General features: G+C 42.5%; 23 protein-coding genes and 1 pseudogene. 12 read left to right on the plus strand and 12 right to left on the minus strand.

Going from position 1 to position 22,242, the window contains the following annotated elements; all coding sequences use genetic code 11:
• Positions 1 to 88: 88 nt before the first annotated feature.
• Positions 89 to 1,084 (minus strand): acrylyl-CoA reductase family protein, encoded by a 996-nt coding sequence (locus RZ44_RS08230; RefSeq protein WP_035810277.1) that lies wholly within the window; start codon positions 1,082 to 1,084, stop codon positions 89 to 91.
• A 103-nt stretch (positions 1,085 to 1,187) separates the two neighbouring features.
• Here RZ44_RS08230 and RZ44_RS08235 point away from each other — a divergent pair, with 103 nt between their 5' ends.
• Positions 1,188 to 2,327 carry a glycerate kinase family protein gene (locus RZ44_RS08235; RefSeq protein WP_035810279.1) on the plus strand — a complete coding sequence of 380 codons (1,140 nt, stop codon included), beginning with the start codon at positions 1,188 to 1,190 and terminating at the stop codon, positions 2,325 to 2,327.
• A 66-nt stretch (positions 2,328 to 2,393) separates the two neighbouring features.
• Positions 2,394 to 2,936, plus strand: a complete 543-nt coding sequence (locus RZ44_RS08240; protein ID WP_171816121.1) for a superoxide dismutase family protein — start codon at positions 2,394 to 2,396, stop codon at positions 2,934 to 2,936.
• Between the two features lie 193 nt (positions 2,937 to 3,129).
• Here RZ44_RS08240 and RZ44_RS08245 read toward each other — a convergent pair whose 3' ends face one another.
• The 5 genes from RZ44_RS08245 to RZ44_RS08260 form a co-directional block, all read right to left on the minus strand.
• The gene (locus RZ44_RS08245) at positions 3,130 to 3,777 is read right to left on the minus strand and encodes a DsbA family oxidoreductase (RefSeq protein WP_035810284.1); all 648 of its coding nucleotides are present in this window, start codon (positions 3,775 to 3,777) and stop codon (positions 3,130 to 3,132) included.
• Positions 3,777 to 3,932: a hypothetical protein gene (locus RZ44_RS11325; protein WP_171816122.1), complete on the minus strand. Its 156-nt coding sequence runs from the start codon at positions 3,930 to 3,932 to the stop codon at positions 3,777 to 3,779. The genes RZ44_RS08245 and RZ44_RS11325 overlap by 1 nt, the downstream gene beginning before the upstream one ends.
• 94 nt (positions 3,933 to 4,026) lie before the next feature.
• Positions 4,027 to 5,289 carry a cytosine deaminase gene (gene codA, locus RZ44_RS08250; RefSeq protein ID WP_035810285.1) on the minus strand — a complete coding sequence of 421 codons (1,263 nt, stop codon included), beginning with the start codon at positions 5,287 to 5,289 and terminating at the stop codon, positions 4,027 to 4,029.
• A complete protein-coding gene (gene codB / locus RZ44_RS08255) occupies positions 5,279 to 6,553 on the minus strand; it encodes a cytosine permease (protein ID WP_035810286.1) in 1,275 nt (424 codons plus the stop codon). The genes codA and codB overlap by 11 nt, the downstream gene beginning before the upstream one ends.
• 287 nt (positions 6,554 to 6,840) lie before the next feature.
• Positions 6,841 to 8,835, minus strand: a complete 1,995-nt coding sequence (locus RZ44_RS08260; RefSeq protein WP_035810288.1) for a catalase — start codon at positions 8,833 to 8,835, stop codon at positions 6,841 to 6,843.
• 192 nt (positions 8,836 to 9,027) lie between these two features.
• On the opposite strand from RZ44_RS08260, the gene RZ44_RS08265 reads away from it, so the two are divergent.
• The 6 genes from RZ44_RS08265 to RZ44_RS08285 all read left to right on the plus strand — a co-directional run bounded on the left by RZ44_RS08265 (position 9,028) and on the right by RZ44_RS08285 (position 14,699).
• Complete coding sequence (locus tag RZ44_RS08265; RefSeq protein ID WP_035810291.1) at positions 9,028 to 10,419, plus strand: YfcC family protein; 1,392 nt, start codon at positions 9,028 to 9,030, stop codon at positions 10,417 to 10,419.
• A 65-nt stretch (positions 10,420 to 10,484) separates the two neighbouring features.
• Positions 10,485 to 10,931: an SRPBCC family protein gene (locus RZ44_RS08270; protein WP_035810294.1), complete on the plus strand. Its 447-nt coding sequence runs from the start codon at positions 10,485 to 10,487 to the stop codon at positions 10,929 to 10,931.
• A 154-nt stretch (positions 10,932 to 11,085) separates the two neighbouring features.
• Positions 11,086 to 11,985 carry an RluA family pseudouridine synthase gene (locus RZ44_RS08275; RefSeq protein WP_035810297.1) on the plus strand — a complete coding sequence of 300 codons (900 nt, stop codon included), beginning with the start codon at positions 11,086 to 11,088 and terminating at the stop codon, positions 11,983 to 11,985.
• Between the two features lie 451 nt (positions 11,986 to 12,436).
• Positions 12,437 to 14,083, plus strand: a complete 1,647-nt coding sequence (locus tag RZ44_RS08280) for a BCCT family transporter (RefSeq protein WP_035810299.1) — start codon at positions 12,437 to 12,439, stop codon at positions 14,081 to 14,083.
• 105 nt (positions 14,084 to 14,188) lie between these two features.
• Positions 14,189 to 14,317 carry a hypothetical protein gene (locus tag RZ44_RS11475; RefSeq protein ID WP_269448288.1) on the plus strand — a complete coding sequence of 43 codons (129 nt, stop codon included), beginning with the start codon at positions 14,189 to 14,191 and terminating at the stop codon, positions 14,315 to 14,317.
• Positions 14,304 to 14,699, plus strand: a complete 396-nt coding sequence (locus RZ44_RS08285) for a hypothetical protein (protein ID WP_035810300.1) — start codon at positions 14,304 to 14,306, stop codon at positions 14,697 to 14,699. The genes RZ44_RS11475 and RZ44_RS08285 overlap by 14 nt, the downstream gene beginning before the upstream one ends.
• Positions 14,700 to 14,750: 51 nt before the next feature.
• Here RZ44_RS08285 and RZ44_RS08290 read toward each other — a convergent pair whose 3' ends face one another.
• From RZ44_RS08290 to RZ44_RS08310, 5 genes and pseudogenes are all read right to left on the minus strand, one after another.
• Positions 14,751 to 15,203: a hypothetical protein gene (locus RZ44_RS08290; RefSeq protein ID WP_035810302.1), complete on the minus strand. Its 453-nt coding sequence runs from the start codon at positions 15,201 to 15,203 to the stop codon at positions 14,751 to 14,753.
• Positions 15,204 to 15,207: 4 nt separating this feature from the next.
• Positions 15,208 to 16,005, minus strand: a pseudogene (locus RZ44_RS08295) (DUF3100 domain-containing protein).
• An 18-nt stretch (positions 16,006 to 16,023) separates the two neighbouring features.
• Complete coding sequence (locus RZ44_RS08300; protein ID WP_035810305.1) at positions 16,024 to 17,202, minus strand: M20 metallopeptidase family protein; 1,179 nt, start codon at positions 17,200 to 17,202, stop codon at positions 16,024 to 16,026.
• 166 nt (positions 17,203 to 17,368) lie between these two features.
• A complete protein-coding gene (locus tag RZ44_RS08305; RefSeq protein ID WP_035810307.1) occupies positions 17,369 to 18,151 on the minus strand; it encodes a glucose 1-dehydrogenase in 783 nt (260 codons plus the stop codon).
• A gap of 90 nt (positions 18,152 to 18,241) precedes the next feature.
• A complete protein-coding gene (locus RZ44_RS08310) occupies positions 18,242 to 19,132 on the minus strand; it encodes an SAP domain-containing protein (RefSeq protein ID WP_035810309.1) in 891 nt (296 codons plus the stop codon).
• A gap of 96 nt (positions 19,133 to 19,228) precedes the next feature.
• Here RZ44_RS08310 and RZ44_RS08315 point away from each other — a divergent pair, with 96 nt between their 5' ends.
• The 4 genes from RZ44_RS08315 (at position 19,229) to RZ44_RS08330 (ending at position 21,312) form a co-directional block, all read left to right on the plus strand.
• The gene (locus RZ44_RS08315; protein ID WP_035810311.1) at positions 19,229 to 19,582 is read left to right on the plus strand and encodes a DUF2200 domain-containing protein; all 354 of its coding nucleotides are present in this window, start codon (positions 19,229 to 19,231) and stop codon (positions 19,580 to 19,582) included.
• Positions 19,583 to 19,687: 105 nt separating this feature from the next.
• Positions 19,688 to 20,158, plus strand: a complete 471-nt coding sequence (locus RZ44_RS08320) for a nucleoside 2-deoxyribosyltransferase (RefSeq protein WP_035810314.1) — start codon at positions 19,688 to 19,690, stop codon at positions 20,156 to 20,158.
• A 117-nt stretch (positions 20,159 to 20,275) separates the two neighbouring features.
• Positions 20,276 to 20,983, plus strand: a complete 708-nt coding sequence (locus tag RZ44_RS08325; RefSeq protein ID WP_035810316.1) for an AzlC family ABC transporter permease — start codon at positions 20,276 to 20,278, stop codon at positions 20,981 to 20,983.
• A complete protein-coding gene (locus RZ44_RS08330) occupies positions 20,983 to 21,312 on the plus strand; it encodes a branched-chain amino acid transporter permease (protein ID WP_035810319.1) in 330 nt (109 codons plus the stop codon). The genes RZ44_RS08325 and RZ44_RS08330 overlap by 1 nt, the downstream gene beginning before the upstream one ends.
• A 40-nt stretch (positions 21,313 to 21,352) precedes the next feature.
• Here the strand turns inward: RZ44_RS08330 and RZ44_RS08335 are convergent, their stop codons facing one another.
• Positions 21,353 to 22,150, minus strand: coding sequence for a carbon-nitrogen family hydrolase (locus RZ44_RS08335; protein WP_035810322.1), 798 nt, complete (start codon positions 22,148 to 22,150; stop codon positions 21,353 to 21,355).
• Between the last annotated feature and the right edge of the window lie 92 nt (positions 22,151 to 22,242).

Raw genomic sequence — 22,242 nt, forward strand, 5'->3', positions numbered from 1 at the left:
AATAATATAAAGCCCAACTGTCAGTATTAACCCCGTGAAAATCGCGAAGCTCCCCAATCCCATTTGCTTTCACTCCTGTTGTGTTATTCTAGCTGTTTTTTAAATTAACAATTGTACGGCCTCTGACCTTGCCGTCGATTATATCATGAATTACCTGAGGAAGCTCCTCAAGGCTGACTTCATTAACAACATCTTTGTTGAGTATTTCCGGTTTTAAATCTTTCGCCAGTCTGTCCCAGACTTTTATGCGCTGCTCCATTGGATAGAAAACAGAATCTACACCGAGCCACTGAATACCGCGTCCGATGAACGGCAGTACAGTCGTATGGACTTGAATACCTCCCACCAGTCCGAATGTAGCAAGTGCACCTTCGGGTTTAAGCGTTTTAATAATATACTCTGTCGTTTTCCCGCCGACCGGGTCAATTGCGGCTTGATACTGAGGTTTATGAACGGGTTTTTTATCATCATTAACGACGTCATCACGGTGAATGACTTTCTTCGCACCGAGTGATGTTAAATAATCTTTTTCATCCATGCTGCCTGTACTTGCGACGACATCGTATCCTAAAGCAGCGAGCATACTGATCGATAAACTTCCGGCACCACCGGAAGCACCGGCAACGAGTACTTCACCGTTATCCGGTGTAACGCCTGCCTGTTCAAGTTTTGAAATAGAGATGCCTGCAGTAAATCCGGCAGTACCTAGTTCCATAGACTCTTTTAATGTCAGTCCGTCAGGTAATGGCACGACATATTCTGCGGGAATACGTGCAATTTCAGAAAATCCGCCTGAAATCCCTGTCCCGATTTTGTAACTTGTCGCGATGACTGAATCACCCTTTTTAAACTTGTCATCAGTCGATTCAATCACTTCGCCAGCAAGGTCAATCCCTGGAATAATCGGGAAGTTTTCAGCAATCTGACCTTCCGCTGCAACCATGCCATCTTTATAATTCACGCTGGAGTAGTGAACGTCAATCAGTACGTCACCTCCGGATAAGTCCTCTATATTTAAATTTTTAACACTCATTTCTGTGCCTTCATCAGTTTTATCAGCAACTAAAGCTTTGAAAGAATTCATTGTGAGCCTCCTAAATTTACTTTAACTAACAGTACCCTCAGGTGTGATTGGTAAATCATAAGTTGTAATATAGAGTCAAGATTATATTTACGGGGGAGTAGACATGAAAGTTATCGTGGGAATGGATTCATTTAAAGGCAGTTTACCGTCTGTTGATGCGAATCATGCGGTTGAGAATGGTATTAAACAGGTTTTTCCGGGTGCTGTTGTCAAATCATTCGCCATGGCTGACGGCGGCGAGGGCACGGCCGAAACGCTTGTTGATGGTATGAATGGAAGTCTCGTTAAGATGACTGTAACAGGTCCATTGGGTACGCCGATTGAGTCTTCATACGGGTTAATTAAAGATGAAAGACTTGCAATTATAGAAGTCGCATCAGCATGCGGGTTAACATTGTTGTCTAAAGCTCAATTGAATCCGCTGATGACCACAACTTACGGCGTCGGCGAATTAATTAATCATGCTTATAATAATGGTGCGAGAAAATTCATTATCGGTCTCGGCGGCAGTTCAACGAACGACGGCGGTGTCGGTATGCTGCAGGCAATGGGCTACGAGTTTCAGGATAGTGACGGTAATCAGGTTGCGTTTGGCGGCGGGTCTTTATCGTCTATATATTCTATTAACCAGACAGTTGAAAGCCGGAAGTTTAAAGACTGCGAATTCAGAGTGGCCTGTGATGTGTCCAATATTTTATACGGACAACAGGGAGCGTCTTATATATTCGGGCCGCAAAAGGGTGCAGACAGCGATATGCTGAAAGTTCTGGATGCCGGTTTGAAACACTATGCAGATTTTACATCTAAAGAAATGGGCATCGAGATTTCAAGTATTGAAGGCGGCGGTGCTGCGGGCGGTTTAGGTGCGGCTTTCCATGGTTATTTAAACGGTCAGCTGGAGTCCGGTGTTGAGCTTATTATGGACGTTCTCGGAGTGGAGTCGGAAATGGAAAATGCAGATTTTGTCATTACCGGAGAGGGCCGGATTGATGCACAGACATCAATGGGAAAAGTGCCTGCAGGTATGGCAGGCTTAGCTGGAAAATACAATGTTCCGATTATCGCTGTTGGCGGAAGTCTGACTGACGATGCTTACAATCTTAATCATCATGGAATAAACGCAGTATTTTCAATTCAGAATGAACCTTTATCTATTGAAGAAGCAATGGATAGTAAAAGGACACGGACTAATATTGAAAGAACGGTAGAACAGGTCATGAGAACTTTGAAGATTAACCTGTAGATTTATAAGTCTGGTTTATGTCCTTCCAGTCAGGGAACATGTCTATAAGAAGCTGGAGGGATTATTATGAAGCGTTTGATGTATTTACCAATGTTACTCGTAATTTTAGTACTCGCAGCATGCGGAGAAGCGCCGATACAAGAGCCATCACAGGAAATTGAAGTCACCATGATGAATACTGAAGAAGAAGAGATTGGCAGCGCAACGTTAGCAGAAACGGATAATGGCTTAACAATCGCACTGGAAGCAGAAGGACTCGAACCGGGAATGCATGGTATCCATATTCATAATGCAGGTATGTGTGAAGGGCCGGACTTTGAATCAGCAGGTGACCATTACAACCCGACAGATGCTGCTCACGGATTTGATCATGAAGACGGGCCTCATGCAGGTGACTTGGAGAATATCGAAGTTGCTGACGACGGAACTGTTTCAACGGAACTTAATACAGAGAGTGTATCTATTTTAGAAGAAAACTTAGATAATACTTTACTGACTGATGAAGGAACTGCGTTAATCATTCACTCAGGTGAAGATGATTATCAAACACAGCCTTCAGGTGATGCGGGGACACCAGTTGCGTGCGGTGTTATTTCAGAACCTAAATAACAGTAAATAAAAACAGCCGGAAAATCCATTATTAAGGATTTGCCGGCTGTTTTTTTGAATTTTAATGGAGTTGGTATGAGACGCTCTCATGTGTATCCGAATCTCTTGGGGTTGGGATGAAAGTCAGTCATGTGTATCCAAATCTCCTAGAACTCAGAATAAACCACTCCAGTTTTCAGCTTCATTTTATATTTTATTCTGTTTCCTGTTCTTCAGCATAAATTTTACCTAATGCTTCCTGGAATAATTCAACAGGCTGTGCACCTGAAATTGAATACTTATCGTTAACTAGGAAGAAAGGAACGCCTTGTATTCCAAGACTTGATGCTTGTGAGATATCAACATTCACATCCTGTTTATACTGTTCGCTCTTCACGATATCACGTACAGCAGCACCGTCTAAGCCGACTGATTCTGACAGACGTGCCAGTGTATCTTCATCGTTCAGCACTTCACCGTTAGTGAAGTGTGCCTGGTATAACGCTTTAAAGAATTCGGTTCCTTTACCTTGTTCTTTCGCATATTGGAAAACGCGGTGAGCATCCAGTGTATTCGTGAGTTTAGCAGTATCGTAATTAATCACAACACCAGCTTTTTCAGCTGTTTCTGTTACTTGTGAAAACATGCCTTCTGCTTGTGCTGCAGGCATGCCTTTCATTTTAGAGAAAGTTTCAGCATACGTTTCTCCCGGAGTATATTCAGCATCCGGCATTAACTGGAAACTCTTATACTCAATTTCAACTTCATCTTTATGTTCAAATGTTTTAAGTGCATTATCTAAATTTGCCTGTCCGATATAGCAGAATGGGCATACGAAATCTGACCAGATTGTAATTTTCATTATTTATTATCCTCTTTCTCTACTTTGATTGGACCGCACATACCGGTCTCGAAGTCGCACACCATACCGGAATTGCCGAAATCCAAAGTCTCGATTTCTTTAACTTCTTTTGGTGTTTCTTTTGAAATGTTTGTCTCATTCTCTTTTACACTCATGATTCAAACTCCTTTCACTCACTGTCATTTTAACAGGACAGCCGGAGAATAACGAAAAAACTGCCTGCTGCAGGACAGCGGGCAGTGTTGTTCCTTATCTTTCAAAATCAATAATTTCTTCAGTACCGAGGTTAATCGTCGTTTCTGCAGGTTTTGTTCCTGCGATGAGCCTGCCGTTTCTGTAAGAATGCGTCACGGCAGCCTGTTTACGGATAACATCGTATTCATTATCCGCATTCAGTACGATAAAATTCGCCGGTTTGCCTGCTTCAATACCGTACTGATCTTCGATGTGCAGCGTTCTGGCACTGTTTGTTGTCACGAGATCAATCGAATTGATAATCTCTTCGTATCCCATCAGCTGTGCAGCGTGGATTCCCATATGAAGTACCTGAAGCATGTTCCCTGTGCCAAGTGGGTACCACGGGTCGAATATATCATCGTGTCCGAAACAGATATTCATGCCGGCAGCCTGAATTTCTTTCACTCTTGTTAAACCGCGGCGTTTCGGATAAGTGTCAAAACGTCCCTGCAGATGAATATTAATCAGCGGATTTGAAACAAAGTTGATGCCGGACATTTTTAACAGTCTGAATAATTTAGCTGTATATGCATCATTATATGAACCCATTGCTGTCGTATGGCTCGCTGTCGTTTTCTCGCCGTAACCGCGCTGATACGCTTCATTCGCAACGACTTCAACGAATCTCGACTGCTCATCATCAATTTCATCACAGTGAATATCGACAAGTTTATCGTATTTTTCAGCCAGATCGAAAGCAATTTTCATTGATTCCACACCGTATTCTCTCGTGAATTCAAAGTGGGGAATGCCGCCGACTACATCTGCGCCAAGCTTTACAGCTTCTTCAAGCAGTGCCTCACCGTTCGGATAAGATAAAATCCCTTCCTGCGGGAAAGCTACCAGCTGAATATTAACGAACTCTGCCAGCTCTTCTTTTACTTCGATCATTGCTTTTAACGCAGTCAGTTCCGGATCAGTTACATCAACATGTGTACGGATATGCTGAATGCCCTGTGCAATCTGCCATTTAATCGCTTTTTTCGAACGTGTTTTAACGTCTTCGATTGTCAGTGCCTCTTTACGTTCCGACCATCTCTGAATTCCCTCAAACAATGTCCCGCTTAAATTCCATTCCGGCTCTCCTGCTGTAAGTGTCGTATCCAGATGGATATGCGGTTCGATAAACGGGGGCAGTACAAGCGAACCGTTAACATCAACCGTATTATCAGTATCCGCTACTTTCCCCTGTGTAATTTCTTTAAATCTGCCATCTTCAACGATGATATTCCATAATCCTGTTTGTTCTCTGAGTGAAGCATTTTTAATAATCACGTACGACCTCATCCTTTGTAGTTAGTTGAACTGCTGATGTTTCTTTAGATGCTGCAAGCTTCATGCCTGCTGTGTAAATAATGATTGTTCCGATTAAAGCATTAAGCGGCGGAATTCCCGGTACAAAGTTCGCAAGTGCAACGCCGGCAATCCATGCGACTATTGCGACATGGTTCAGTGACTTAAATTCCATTGTACCGTATGCAGCGTATTTCCCGCGTCTTACAAGGAAGTAATCGGCAAGAATAATTGCACCGATTGAAGGCAGTGCAGATCCGAGCAGTGTCAGGAATCCGACGAAGTTGTTGTACAGCCACATTGCTGCAATCGTACCTAAAATGCCGTTGAATACGACGATATATTTTTTTGGAAGTTTAAAGATATTGGCAAATCCTAATCCCGATGCATACAGTGCGCTGTCATTAGTCGTCCATATGTTCAGACCGAGAACAATAATTGCCGGAATCATTAATCCCTGCAGCAGCATTACTTCTGAAATGTCAGCAATTCCGAATGCCATCGCGCCGACTGCACCGAACAGAAACATCAGTGAGTTGCCGAGGAAGAATGCAATAATGCTTGAACTCACTGCAGATTTTGTGGATTTTGCAAAACGTGTGAAGTCGGGAGTCAGCGTGCCTGCACTGATGAATGAGCCTACACAGATTGTCAGTGCAAGTGCAATACTCATTGACTGTGCCGGTTCATATAAAAGCAGTGACTCCATGCCGCCCATTGAGTTGACTGCGTCTGTCATTGAATACGTTCCGAGTAAGGCGATTGTCGGAACACTGATGAAACCGAGTATGGCAAGAGCTTTTAGACCGAAAATTGAAGAGATTGTCATCAGTGCACCAAAGACACCAATCAGGACAAATACGTTAATACCTGTAGCGACTGATACCGGTACTGCAAACATTGCGAGACCGACACCAAACCAGCAGACCTGTGTGGAAGCGAGAAGAAAAGATGTAATGTATGAACCTTTTTTACCGAAAGCGTAACGTGCGAGCAGGTGAGTCGACAACCCTGTTTTAGCAGCGATATAAGCAAGTGCACCAGTGTATAACCCGAGAATCAGGTTGCCTGCGAGAACAATAAGTATGAAGCTGGTGAATGACAGCCCTTCGCCAAGTGTTCCGCCTGACCACATACTTGCCGAGAAAAAGCTGAGTGAAAGCATAACAGCTAAAATATTCCAGAAACCTTTGCGACTTGACTGAGGCACAGCCTCAAGTGAGAACTCTTTGTCCTGAATTGACATAAATAATTCCTCCAGTATCTTTTGAATTTCAGAAACTGGCGCCGAAAGGGCACTTCTGTTATGATTTTCGGCAAAAAGAAAAGCTTCCTGCCGGAAACATGACAGGAAGCTTTCTCTATAACAAGGTACGGCAAACTATCCCCTCACTGTGGGCGTGTTTAACCGCACGATATTACATCGCGCTGTCCTTGTCAGTCTCTCTGGACTGATTTAAAGGCACCAGTATTTAGTTATTGATTAGTATTACACAGATTAAATTTAAAGTCACGCTTTAAGTTTAAAATGATTTAACGGCTCCATACTCTGTGACCTTTAACATCGGCCAGGAACCCGTCAAAGTTCTGTTCAATATCAGTGACACCGTCATCATTTTCAGAGAATGATAACGAATCGAATATATTCGCTGAATCAGTGCCGAACCCGATTGCTTTTTTATGTTTGAAAGCAATCTCAAGATTTTCAACAGCCGGTGCAGGCAGCGGCTGTTGCCCGCTGATAACGATTAATGAATCAAACAGCACAGCGTGTACGGTATCGAATGTTGCATCGAGAGTAATATCCCCGATGCGATAAATTTTATCTGATATGAACATTGGCTGAAGACCCTGCTGTTCAAGTTTTTCCTGGGCATCTTTCAGTGTCTCTTCTGGAACGTCAGGCATAACGATTACACCCACTGTACGTGTGTTCAGCGAGAAGTTTGTATTCGTCATGCTGAGTGCAGGCGAGCTTTTATCGTAAGTGGATTCGTTGTTTTCAGAAGGAGCTGCGACCCCGACATGATCTGCAACATATTCTGTTAGATCCCGGTCGATAAAGTTCAGCAGATTGTTGATTGCCAGTTCCCTGATTTCCATATCACACTTGCCGAGCTCGAAACTGAAAGCATCGTATAAATGCTGTTTCTCATGTTTGGATAATGAGTTCAGGAACATTTTAGCCTGACTGAAGTGATCTTTAAAGCTGTCGCTTCGTGCCTGGATTTTACGCCCTTCCACTTTTTCATGATAATGCTCATAACCGCCTTCTTTTGGACTTAACGGTTCCGGCTGATTATCGTTCATATGGTTAATGTGATGTGCTGTCTGACCTTTATGAATCGACATTTGTCCGTAGCCGTCCCGCTGGTTGTTTGAGAACGGGCATACCGGACGGTTAATCGGAATCTGATGGAAATTCGGACCACCGAGACGGATTAACTGCGTATCCGTGTATGAGAACAGTCGTCCCTGCAGGAGCGGGTCATTTGAGAAATCAATACCCGGCACGACACTGCCCGGATGGAATGCGACCTGTTCCGTTTCTGCGAAATAGTTATCCACATTCTGATTTAATGTCATCTTACCGACAATTTGTACCGGCACGTCTTCTTCAGGCCACAGTTTCGTCGGATCGAGAATGTCGAAATCCATTTTGAACTCATCATTTTCGTCGATTATCTGCAGACCCAGTTCGAACTCGGCCGGAATGCCTTTTTCAATGTTTTCCCATAATGTCTGACGGTTAAAGTCGATATTTTTACCGTTAATCATCTGCGCTTCATCCCATAATACCGAATGCATACCATCTTTCGGTTTCCAGTGGAATTTCACAAAGTGACTTTTACCTTCGGCATTCACGAGTCTGAATGTATGGACACCGAAACCTTCCATCATGCTGAGGCTTTTGGGAATTGCACGGTCACTCATCAGCCACATGACCATATGAGCACTTTCGGTATTCATCGATACATAATCCCAGAACGTATTATGTGCAGAAGCAGCCTGAGGCATTTCATTATGAGGTTCAGGTTTTACTGCGTGGACAAAATCCGGGAACTTAATTGCATCCTGCATAAAGAAAACAGGCATATTATTACCGACAAGGTCAAAGTTACCTTCATCTGTATAAAACTTAGTGGCAAAACCGCGTACATCACGTGGAATATCCATTGATCCCCGGCTTCCTGCCACTGTAGAGAACCTTGTGAAAACCGGAGTTTTTCTACCGGGCTCTGTGAGGAATTTTGCTTTTGTATATTGCTCCAATGATTCGTAAACTTCAAATTCACCGTGAACACCAAAACCGCGTGCATGCACGACGCGTTCCGGAATTCTTTCATGGTCAAAGTGTGTCATTTTTTCACGGAAATGGAAATCCTCCATTAAAGTAGGACCACGTTCACCAGCTTTTAATGAAAACTCGTCTTCGCTTACAGGCAGCCCCTGATTCGTCGTAAGCGGCGCCTTCTTCGTGTTATCGATTGTATCCCGCTGATTCAGTTCGTCTTTCTTTCCGGACATTAAAAATCCCCTCCTGAAATTAAGTACATTCCTTCTGTACCCGTCTTATATTCAGTTAATCAAATTACAAAATTTATAATTTAAAATTTGAAATATAATTGTAAAAAGAAAAATCCAAAGATTTTTATCTGTGTTAGTATAGAAATATCTTTTTAATTTTAGAATATTCGGACAAACAAGGGGAGTGGATTCATGAATAAAGAGATAAAGAAAAAGAAATGGGAATTTCCGGATACTTATGTCATCGTTTTTCTTGTGCTGCTGATTGCAGTCATCGCGACATACATAGTTCCTGCAGGTGCTTTTGACAGGGAAGAATCAGACGGTGTGACGACTGTAGTTTCCGGATCATATGAGAGTAGTGAATCATCACCGGCCGGATTTATGGACATATTTATGTCTGTTCAGACCGGAATGGTTGAAAGTGCAGGGTTGATTTTCCTCGTGCTGTTTGCCGGGGGGATGTTTGAGATTATTAATAAGTCAGGTGCGATCCACACGGGCATTTATTCGGCAATCGATAAAATGCGGGGCAAAGAATTTCTGCTGATTGCAACAATCATCGTCTTATTCGCTTTAGGGGGAGCGGTGGGCGCGCTTGCGAACTCCGTCATACCGTTCGTTGCTATCGGGGTTCTTCTCGTAAAAGCGCTGAAGCTCGATGCACTCGTGGCAGTGGCAATTACATTTAATGCAGCATTTATCGGGTTCGCGGCAGGATTTCTTAATCCCTATACAGTAGGTATTGCACATAATATTGCAGAACTGCCGCTGTTTTCGGGAATGCTTTTCAGACTGATTGCATTTACACTTTTAGTTGGAGCAACGATCTGGTATACGTGGCGCTACTGTAAGAAGATTATGGATGATCCATCCAGAAGCCTGATTGGTATAGAAGCTGCCGCTGAAGATGAATTGAATTTTGATGAGACATTTACAGGTCGTCATAAACTGATTTTAATATGGACGGCAGCAGCTTTAATATTCTTCGTCTTTGCAGTGGTTAAATTCCAGTGGACGACAGATCACATGGCTGCATTCTTTGTTATTATCGGTCTTGTGGCAGGAATTATCGCAGGTATGAATTACAATGAAATCACACTCACATTTTTAGAAGGATGTAAAAACCTCGTTTACGGCGCACTGATCATTGGTCTTGCAAGGGCAGTGCTGGTCATTATGGAGAACGGACAGATACTGGATACACTGGTCAACGCACTGTCGCAGCCGTTATCAGCACTGCCGCCAATCGCGACAGCAATCGGAATGTTTATAATGAACTCGGTATTTAACTTCTTCGTACCGTCGGGGAGCGGACAGGCAGCAATCATGATGCCGATCCAGACACCGCTCGCTGATATGATTGGTATTACGAGACAGGTTACAGTACTTGCCTTCCAGTTTGGAGACGGGTTCTCCAATGTGCTGTATCCAACATCAGGGCCGCTGATGGCAAGTCTGGCAGTCGCAGGTGTATCGTGGATTAAATGGGCAAAATGGTTTTTCCCGCTGTTTCTTATCTGGTCAGTCATTGCTTTTATTCTGCTGGCAACAGCAGTAATGATTAACCTTGGACCTCTATAAGAATTAGTCTCCGGTGCGTGAAATAGTTATAATAACAATATCAACATGAAAGCAGGTGCCTGCATATGGAAATATACAGCTATCAGAATGACAAACTTGAAGCATCGCCGGAAGATGTATTTGCTGTAATCAATGATGATGAACAACTTAAAAATATCTTCAGTATACTTAAAGATATCGAGTACAATACTAAAGGCAAACGTTCAAAAGGGACGAAATTCAGAATAACGCTGGGCGTTAGAAATAAGACGTACCGATTTAGAAATGAGATTACGGAATACGATGAGAACAGGCGTATAGTGATGAAAACCAAGCTTAAACAGGGCGTTATAACAACGTTATTTAATGTGGAGCCGTCAGGAACCTGTACAAAACTCACCGTACAGTCTTTAATCGAGAGCGGAATGGGTGTCCGTGTGTTTGCCATGACAGCAAAGCCTGTTGTGAGATCGGTAATGAACAAAGAAATGAAGAAACTTGAAGACGCAGTGGCTGCTGAAAGTTCACTGTGAAATAATACAATGCATAAAGCTTTCTGCCTGATAATGGCGGAAAGCTTTTTTAATATGAATATTTTGCTGTAATTAAGGAATAGACAAAGTACAATAGAGTAATCGCTTAGTACTGTGAACGAGCAGGAATTTAAAAAAGTAGAGGGATTTAAAAATGAAAAAGAAACCGACAAAGAAACCGAACAGACCCCGTCATGAAGAGTGGACGGTTAAAGAGCATACAGAAGTGCTGGAGTTTTTATTTAAAGTGATGCCGTCAAAAAGCCGTAATGCCGTTAAAGGTATTTTAAAGCGCGGCCAGGTTGTAGTGAACGATAAACCGACGACTCAGTTTGATGACAAACTGAAACCCGGTGATTTCGTTCAGATTCGTGAGCGTGTGGCATCGGCTTCAGTTAAGCTGAAAGGTGTGACTATTCTTCATGAAGATGATGATGTAATTGTGGTCGATAAAGAGAGCGGGCTTCTGTCTATGGGCTCAAAACAGGAACGCCAGATGACTGCTTATAAACAGCTGATGGATTACGTACAGAGTATTCACCCGAAAAACCGTATATTTATCGTCCACCGCCTGGATCGCGATACATCAGGTGTCATGATTTTTGCACGCAGTAAAATTGTTCAGCAGAAATTGCAGAAAGCATGGACTGAAGCTGTGCAGGAGCGTTCTTACGTGGCGCTGGTTGAAGGTGTCGTCAGTAAAGGCGGCACGATAACTTCATGGCTGACGGAAGACAGGACATTTATGATGCATTCCAGTCCGAAACCAAATCACGGGCAGAAGGCAATTACACACTATAAAGTAATGAAATCAAATCGCAGATTCTCATTGTTGAAAGTGAATCTCGATACAGGACGTAAAAATCAGATTCGTGTCCATATGCAGGATCTCGGACACCCAATTGTTGGAGATAAAAAGTACGGATCGGAAGTTAATACGATTAACAGACTCGGACTGCATGCCAATGCAATAAAATTTAAGCATCCGTCAAGCGGTAAAATGATGCGCTTTGAATCGGAAACACCTGCGTCATTCACAAGAGGATTTAAATAACCATATTGCTGTCAGGCACAGATTATAAAAAATCTGTGCCTGATTTTTTGTTTATTTTTAAGTACGTGATTGCGTTTATACTGAAAAATTAAGGGAATATAATTGTAAATATACACAATCGTAAAATGTAAAACGTATTCATCCTTTTGTACCGTTTAATTTTAAAGTTATCCATGTTAGCATTATTAGTTGTTTAGTGCATACTTAACCATGCATCCCTTTGTCATGCGATCTGTTCGCAATGCATTATTGTTCTGAAGTATTTTTCAGGCATTGTTTAAACGTCACCGTTTTTTATTTCAATTTTTTTCTGGAGTGCACAGACACTTTCCATCTTTTTTTCTCACAAAAAAGTAAAGCGTTACAAAACTATTGATTTTCTCATATGGAGACCTCTCTTTTTTAGTATGTCTTTATATGGGGCGTCACAACTAAATAAGGAGGATATTTCATGAGAAACAGAAGATCATCGATCACCCCGGTATTTTATATTTCACTTGCTATCGCATTTGTATTTATTTTATGGGGCGCATTTTTCCCGGCGAATCTCGAGACAATACTGGGTTACATTAACAATTTTATTTCCAATGAACTCGGATGGGTATACATGCTCGCAATGACGGGCTTCGTAGTATTCGCACTTTATCTTGTTATCAGCCCTTACGGTAAGATCCGTTTAGGTAAACAGGATGAAAAACCGCAGTACAGTTATTTCACGTGGTTCTCATTCCTGTTCACAGCAGGTATGGGTGTAGGACTAGTATTCTACGGTGTAAACGAACCGCTGACGCATTTCCACAACCCGCCGATTACAGAAGGCGGTACGGCGCTCGCTCAGCAGGAAGCACTTCAATATACGTTATTCCACTGGGGACTTCACCCATGGGCAGTATATGCAGTAGTAGGTCTGGCACTCGCGTACTTTAACTTCAGACATAACGCTCCGCTTTTAATGAGTTCGGCACTGTCACCGTTAATCGGCGACAGATCAAAAGGCTGGCTGGGTACAACTGTCGATGTTATCGCAGTATTCGGTACAATTTTTGGTATTGCAACATCGCTCGGGCTTGGTGCAACACAGATTACAGCGGGTCTGAGCTACAGCTTCGATGCAATAGAAAATAACCTGATGACACAGATGATAGTTGTTATTTTAATTACTTTAGCATTCGTTGCTTCTGCGGCAACAGGACTTAACAAGGGTATCCGTTACTTAAGTATGGGTAACGTTGTTATTGCAATTTTATTAATGATTTTCGTATTTGTATTTGGTTCCTCTGTATTAATGATCGATTCATTTATGACCAATACAGGAAACTATCTGCAAAACTTAGTGAGCATGACATTCAATATGAACTCGTTCGTCGGCGACAGAGGATTCCTTGACAGCTGGACTATATTCTACTGGGCTTGGTGGATCGGCTGGGCTGCTTTCGTCGGAAGCTTTATCGCACGTGTATCACGAGGCAGAACAATCCGTGAATTCATCATCGGTGTAATGGGTGTTCCGGTATTATTCAGCGCACTGTGGTTCGCAATTTTTGGCGTAGCAGGTATCGAGACTGATAACCTTCTTGGCGGCGGACTGTACAGCCTGATGGAATCGCAGGGTAACGAAGTAGCATTGTTCGCATTCCTTGAGAACTATCCGGCAGCACCGCTGATTATGGGTATTGCAATCTTACTGATTGCTTCATTCTTCGTAACATCAGCAGACAGCGGTACTTTCGTACTGAGTATGCTGACAACTGGCGGTTCACTGAATCCGCCGCTTAAAATTAAGTTAACATGGGGCGGTATCCTGGCTGGTACAGCTATGGTATTACTGGCTTCAGGCGGTCTTAACGCACTACAGATGGCTATGCTCATTGCAGCATTCCCATTCACATTTATTGTAATAATGCTGGCAATATCACTGTACAAAGCATTGCGCAGTGAACATGGCATTATTCAGCTTGAAAAGCAGCAGCTGCTGTTTGAATCAGGCTACAGAGAAGACACACAAAAAGAACTGGAAGAGAAACGCGAAGCGTTTGAAGAAACACTTCCGGATGAACAGCCGCCTGAAATTGAAGCGGAAAGCAGCGAAGAGAAATAGAATGATATATAAAGATGCCGGATTTTCCGGCATCTTTTTTTAATGATTACTTCGCGGTGAAAAAGGGCAAACATACGTATATGAACTTTTGGGAGGTATTTGTTTTTGAAAGAAGCAGCGAATACAGAAATGACACCTCTGAAACATGCAGAAGAACCTTTATTTGATTATTGGAAAGAATGTATAAACAAAATCGATAAATATAGAGGAGTATATGTATATGGGACTATTTGATTTTCTGAAACCAGAAGAAGATAACAATGAAGCGGATGATAAAACACAGGAGTCCTATTCAGAATTGTCCACGGGACTCGATGATTTTCCAAACCCCAGCTGGGGACAGGTTGAAAGTGCAGTCAGAGATGTTATAGAAGCAGAAGACAGTTTTGCGACACTGGGCTTTTATAACCGGAATCTGGAAGTGGATTCACTGCAGTGTATAAAGTTTGAAAATGGCTATACTATCGAAGCATTACCGGCGCGGAAGTCAGAAGAGTTCGGTAAGATCTATCACCTGGACGGTCTGAGCTATGAAGAGACAATCAAATATTTTGAAGAGTTTTATGAAACACAGGAAATATCAGGATATAAAAACTTTTCAGAGGACAGCTTGTAAAAGAACAAAACGGAAGCGGCAGCTTCCGTTTTTTTTATGTGTCATTTCATCTTATATTATACCCTGGAATCTTAAAATAATCTCAGCAATAACCGCAGATCCGAGATATGTACCAATCAGTACGAGCATCCCGATAATAATTGTTTTCCATCCCATCTTGGCGAAGTCTGCCCATGAATTTCCGATGGAAATCCCGGCATAGGCAAGAATCGGTGTAGTCAGGGAAAGCAGATTCACTTCAGAAGTCCATGCTGATATTTGTGCAGCACCCGGGACCCCCGGAATCGTCACGAGAAAAGCAAGAACACCGATATAGGCAATTGCGGGTAATTTGAACGGCAGAATTTCATGAATGACCATGCCAATGAGGACGATGACCATTAAGCTGATAATCCCCGGCAATGCAGCAGGCGGCATCACTTCATACCCGATGAAGTTGCCAAGCAGTGTCATCGCTGCAACCAGTGAAAGTGTCAATGTCCAGTCTGTTAATTTATCCAGCATATTCTTAACCTCTCTTCTTTGATTTTAACTTGGTAATCAGGCTGTAATACTTTTCCGCCAGCGGTAAACCGATAAATATACTCATATACAGTCCGGTCACCGAAGTGAGAAGATTACTTGCCCCTGAATAAGCTGTAATCAGCTCGCTCTGTTCAGGATACATCGCTACCAGCGGTCCGAGAGAGGCAGCAGTCATACTTCCGCTCCCAATACCTGTGGCCATGGCAAAAGACAGGGGACTGATGGGTAAAAGTGAAGCGAACAGTCCTGAAGTTAAACCGAGGAATATCGCCCCGAAAATCGTACCGAAAATATACATCGATACTACACCGCGTCCTTCAGGAGAAGAAATACCGTATTTCTCCGAGATTAATGCGAGGTTGGCTTCACGACCGATAGAATGTGTCATTCCGATTGTTTCGCGTTTTAAACCGAGTAAAATCGCGACCGGCAGTGCAACTAATATTGTGGCAAGATTACCAAACTCCTGAAGAATCAAAGCAGGACCGGCTTTAATCAGTTACGGGAGAGCGGGGCCGGCCTGCACACCGAATTTCGCGATTAGCAGTGTGACAGACATAAAGACGAGCGTCTCAGCTTTTTTTGACTGCTTTTTATTAATCAGCGGTGTAAAAAATGTTCCAAGTCCGATAATTACCGCATACAGCATCGGCAGGAGCAGTATAGCGCCGGCCCCTACGGGAATCTCGTGTGTACCGATTAATTCTGTAATAATGACAATTCCGATGACGACAAGATGCAGCCGCCAGTCTTTCCATAAGTGTGTTGAAGTGTTATCCATAAACATTCTCCCTTGTGACTACTTATTTTGTGACATGTATTTCATTGTGGATTCAGCAAGAATTTTTGCAGCAATGAGTAGTGATTTTTCATCGATATCAAATTTAGGATGGTGGTGCGGGTAAGGGTCTGCGACACCTTCAGGCTGTGCACCTGTAAAGAAGTATGTTCCTTTTACCTGCTGAAGATAGTAAGAGTAATCTTCCCCGCCCATAATCGGTTCAGTTTCTTTAATTTCCTTCACTCCGGGTACGGTTTCTGCAACATCCATAACGAATTCAGTTTCTTCTTTATGATTAATCAGTACCGGATATCCGCGGTCATATTTAAAATCAAATTCTGCACCGGCTAAATGGCAGGTTCCTTCAATTACACGCAGCATTTCCTGTTCCATCAGTTTACGTGTATCCTCATTCAGAGTACGGACGGTGCCTTTCAGCTTCGCGGTATTTGCGATGACGTTATACGGACCCGCTGCTTCGAATGAACAGACTGATAAAACAGCCGACTGAAGCGGATCTACCCGTCTGCTGACAATCTGCTGGAAGTTATCCACGAGCTGTGACGCGATTAAAATACTGTCTTTCGTATTTTGTGGCATCGCACCGTGTCCGCCTTTACCGTAAATTATTACTTCGAATGAGTCGGATGATGCCTGCAGTTCATCTGTACGGTAATTAATTTCGTGTAAAGGAAGCTGAGCCTGCAGATGTGTGCCGAAAATAACATCGACACCTTCCAGTGCACCATCTTCAATCATTGGACGGGCGCCGCCCGGCGGCAGTTCTTCCGCATGCTGATGAATGAATACGACAGTACCGTGCAGTTCTTCTTTATGTTTATTTAAAGCTTTGGCGACGCCGAGCAGAGTAGCGGTGTGCCCGTCATGTCCGCAGGCATGCATTACGCCGTCATTGACCGAACTGAATTCGAGTTCAGTTTCCTCGTGTATCGGCAATGCATCAAAGTCGGCCCGGAGTGCTACAGTGGGTCCCTCGTGCGCACCTTTTAAATAAGCGAGTACGCCATTACCGCCGACGCCGGTTCTGACTTCATGACCCAGCTGCTCATGAAATTCAGCTATGTATTTCGGTGTTTCCACTTCTTCAAACGACAGTTCCGGATACTTATGTAGATGTCTTCGTATCGAAATAATTTCTTCGTTCAGGCTGTCCAATGTAGAAAATAAATTATCCATGTTCCCATCTCCCTTTTATTTATTAAAGTTTGGATAATGCCAAATTATATGCCTAATTAATTGGCAAGTCAAAATAATCTGAAAATATTTAGAATACGAAAGACCTGCAGACAAAAAAAGACGAAAGCAGCAATGTGCTTCCGTCTTAATTTAAATCTATAACATTTTAGTATTTATAAGATTGTCCGCCGTCAATGTTAATGACCGCACCGTTGATGAACCCGGCTTCAGACAGCAGGAATGCCACAAGTGCCGATACTTCTTCAGGCTTGCCGAAACGTTTCATCGGGTTAACTGAAACGAACTCTTTACCTGCTTCTTCCCAGTTGTCAGGATCCATTTGCTTTAATGAACCTTTTACCATTGCCGTCATAATTGCACCCGGTGCAATTGCGTTAATGTTTACACCGAACTGTCCGTATTCAACGGCGGAGTTGCGTGTCAGACCGACAACACCGTGTTTTGTAGCTGAGTAACCGGACTGGTTGCCAACGCCGCGGATTCCGCCGACTGAAGCAGTGTTAACGATTGAACCGTACCCCTGTTCCTTCATTACTTTTAGTACGTGTTTCATACCGAAGAATACGCCGTTCAGGTTAATATTTACTACCTTCTGGAATTCATCCGAACCGTAGTCTTCTGTCAGATTTTGTTTGCCTTCAATACCGGCGTTATTAAAGAAACCGTCAATTTTACCGAATGTCTCAACAGTTTTATTGACGTAATTTTTAACAGCTTCTTCATCGGAAACATCAGCTGTCACTGTTAACACTTCAGCATTGCTGTTTTCTTTTTTTATCAGCTCTTCTGTTTCTTTCAGTGCCTCTCCGTTCAAGTCGACAAGTACTAATTTAGCACCTTCGGATGCGACTCTTACTGCTGCGTCCTGCCCAAGACCGGAAGCGGCACCTGTCATAAGGATTACTTTGTCTTCAAAACGTTTTGCCATGAATAAAACACTCCTTAAATAGTTTTCTCTTCACTATTAAAAATAACATAAGACAACCATCATAATACAACAATAAGGTTCGAATTCTAACTAAGTGTTATTCAGTGCGTCCGCCAGTTTTACCGAGGCATATTCACTGCCGATAATATACCTGATAATAAACTGGGAAGCGAGCGTAATATGGCTGTGACTGTATGGCAGATCCGCTGTTTCTTCAAGCAGCAGCTCATAAAGCTCATTAATCGTAAATTGTTTCATGAGTAACAAATTACGGTACTTTTCAACGGTGAAGTTGTCGATGTTAAAAAATAAATCATGTGGGGGAGAAACTGTTTCTTTCTGATATCTTTCGATGGATTGCAGAATAATCAGCATGGTGAATTGATTTAAGTGGTACAGGCTTTTATGAATATCATTCAGCTCGCTGTCATAGTATACAGACAGCAGATGATGACACTTCACCGCATCGTATTTATTGGATTTGCTGAGAGACGCAGAGATTTTGTTTTCATGCAGTGCAATAATAATGTCTGAATTGCTCATATCGGGATGCTTAATATAAAAATCGTAAGCTTCGTAAATCGTCACCGGCCCGTGCAGACTGATATAATTAATAAAAACAGTGTCATGAAGAAACGTGTCCAGTGACTCATCGGCAACGTAAACGCCGTTAAGTTCCAATGCGCTTAAATCGATAAATTCCTGATGTGCTTTGATGCGTTCAATGATGGCCGGTTTGGTTCCGGAAACTTTAATGCCGGATTTTTTAAGTAAATCTTTTAAAACGGGTATAGTATGTTTAGTCAGAGTGACAGACAAATCACAGGATTTATAAACAGCACCTGATTCAATTAGAAAATTTAACAGCTGTTTCGGGCTGCGGTTATATTCAGCCGACCAGAAATCATGCTGCAGCACTTCCTGTTCGGTTTTACCATTTACATAGTGCAAAAAGAGTACTTCAACAGCATCCATAGTCATGATTATCACATCCTGTACAAACATACGTTCGTATATTATTATAAATGAATAAGCAGGAGATGTCAGTTAATTACTATTTTAAAGAGGTGGAGAACGATGGCAGGTCATAAAATTTATAAAATGAGTTTCAGCAGTGTGTATCCGCACTATATTAAAAAAGCGGAGCGTAAAGGCAGAACGAAAGAAGAAGTGGATGAAATTATTCTCTGGTTAACCGGTTATTCCCAAAAAGAGCTGGAAGAGCAGATAGACAAAGAAGTAAACTTTGAAGAATTCTTTGAACAGGCACCGACATTAAACCCGGCAAGAAGAGAAGTTAAAGGCGTGATCTGCGGTGTGAGAGTGGAAGAAATAGAAGAGCCGCTGATGCAGGAAATCCGTTATATGGATAAGATGGTAGACGAACTCGCCAAAGGTAAAAAGATGGAGAAAATCTTAAGAACAGTGTAATAATTAGGCAGGTACTATGGAATTTTCAACTCTATCGAAGTGGAAAGTATTTTTATAAATCATAAAACATATTAATGTCATCATAAAAGAACAGGGGATTATGAAATGAAAATTTATTTAGCGAGTCCATTTTTTGACGAAGAACAGCTTGAACGTGTGAAGCGTGTGGAGAAAGCTCTTGCTGACAACCCGACAGTTACCGAGGTGTTTTCACCGCGCCTGCAGCAGGTAGAGCATCTTGAACATGGTTCAGATGAGTGGCGTGACTTCGTTTACAATAACGACATTAAACACATTGAGTGGTGTGATGCTGTCGTTGCGGTTCACGATTATGTAGGTGAACACGTTGATCCGGGTACAGGTTTTGAAATCGGGTACGGTAAAGCATTGAAAAAATTTATCGTTTTATACCAGGAGAAAGATCCTGTCACAGAAGCGCCTGTCAACCTGATGCTTACGGATTCGCTTGATGTTTATATTCAGAATATCGGCAAACTTGCTGAATATGATTTTAATGAAAAGCAGAGAAACAGATTTGAAAATTACAGCTTTGCTCCCATTGCTAAAGAAAAATAATGATTTAACAGCATATTTTCAGAATATGCTGTCTTTTTATGTTATAAAAGAATGTAAAGTAAATTGCCGATGGTGAGTTACCACAGCATATAAAAATACATAAAGCAGGTGGCATAAATGTCTTTTGATAACCATATCGCAACTTTGAAATACGCCTTTCCGAAAACGATACCGATTCTCGCAGGATTCACCTTCCTCGGCATTGCTTACGGTATTTACATGAATTCCCTCGGCTTCGGGCCCTGGTATGCTATTTTAATGAGCATTTTTATCTTTGCAGGTTCGATGGAGTTTGTTGCGGGCAGTATGCTGCTCGGTGCATTTAATCCTTTCAGTGCATTTCTGCTGACTTTGATGATTAACGCACGTCATCTGTTTTACGGCATTTCCATGCTCGATAAATTCAGAGATGCCGGTAAGAAAAAATATTATTTAATCTACGGTATGTGCGATGAAACTTTCGTTATTAACAGTACTGAAAAGACACCGGCCCATATTAATTCCGGATGGTTTATGTTTTACGTGACGGTGCTGAATCAGCTGTACTGGGTCGGCGGCACGACAGTCGGCAGTCTGTTCGGATCGGCTGTGACATTCAATACTGAAGGACTGGAATTTGTAATGACCGCACTGTTTGTCGTGATTTTCCTCGATCAGTGGATGAAGGAACGGTACCACGTGAGTTCAATTACCGGTATCGCAGCCTCTGTGTTAAGTCTCATTGTCTTTGGTCCGGAGAATTTTATAATCCCGGCGATGGTTCTGATTTTAGTCACGTTGACACTGATTAGAAAAACGGTTGAGAAAAGAGAGGTGATCTCGTAATGACATTAACCCAGCAGATTATTATTATCGCATGTGTCGTTCTTGGAACACTTACGACGAGATTCCTGCCGTTTATAGTATTCAGCAGTGATAAAGAAACGCCCCGATACATAAAATATTTAGGGTATATGCTGCCTCCGGCGGTATTCGGCCTTTTGGTAGTTTACGCATTACGGGAAGTGGAAGTGACGGCAATCAGCGGTTTCATGCCGGAACTGCTCGCGGTCGGATTTATAGTCCTGCTGCATTACTGGAAAAAAAGCATGCTGCTGTCAATCGCGGGCGGCACGATATTTTACATGATTCTTGTACAGATGGTGTTTGCATAAAAACTGTTCCCATTCTTTTTGAGTGGGAACAGTTTTGAATTTATAAGTACTTATACAGCTCTTTCCTTCTGCTGTCGAAAATAGGAATGTCTTTACGGACTTTGGCAATATAATTCAGATCAAGTTCGGCTGTAACTGTTTCTTCTGTGTCTTTTGCTGCTTCTGCGAGAATTTCCCCGAATGGATTAATAATCATCGAACGCCCGGCAAATTGGGTGCCGTTTTGCTGAGTGCCTGTGGTATTACTTGCCACGATATAGCACTGATTTTCTATTGCTCTTGCTTTCAGCAGTGTAATCCAGTGTTCCGTGCGTTCAATCGGCCACTCTGCAACGACGAATATTATTTTTGCACCTGACAGGGACAGGTCCCTGAACAGTTCAGGGAAACGTAAATCGTAACAGATGACCTGTCCTGCTGGTTCCCCGTTAATTTCAAATACTTCGGCCGGCTTGTCACCGCTCTCCAGAAATTCCGGTTCATTCAGCATCGGTACGAGATGCATCTTGGAGTATTCATAAATCAGTTCGCCGTTATTATTTACAGTGAATGCAGTATTGTACACACCGCTGCCTCCGTATGTGTTTGGAATAGAACCTGCAACAACTGTGACATCGTTATCTGCAGCCAGTCTGCCAATAAATGATTTTACCGGTTCCAGATTGTCAGCAGCATAGTCTCTAATATTTTCGAGATCATATCCGGACGTCCACATTTCCGGAAGAACAACAACGTCTGTACTGCCTAAGTCAGTTTCGCGGAACATTTCTTCGACTTTATTTAAGTTCGCTTCTGTATCGCTGTCGATGACTTGAAATTGAAAGATTTTAATTTTCATCTCTGCACCCCTTAATCGTTTCGGAATTTAACTCCACAGTATACGTTCAAAAACTGAGTGTAAAGAAAAGACTTCCTTCCTTGCAAAACACC

The organism is Jeotgalicoccus saudimassiliensis, from assembly GCF_000756715.1.
GTDB classification, from domain to species: domain Bacteria; phylum Bacillota; class Bacilli; order Staphylococcales; family Salinicoccaceae; genus Jeotgalicoccus; species Jeotgalicoccus saudimassiliensis.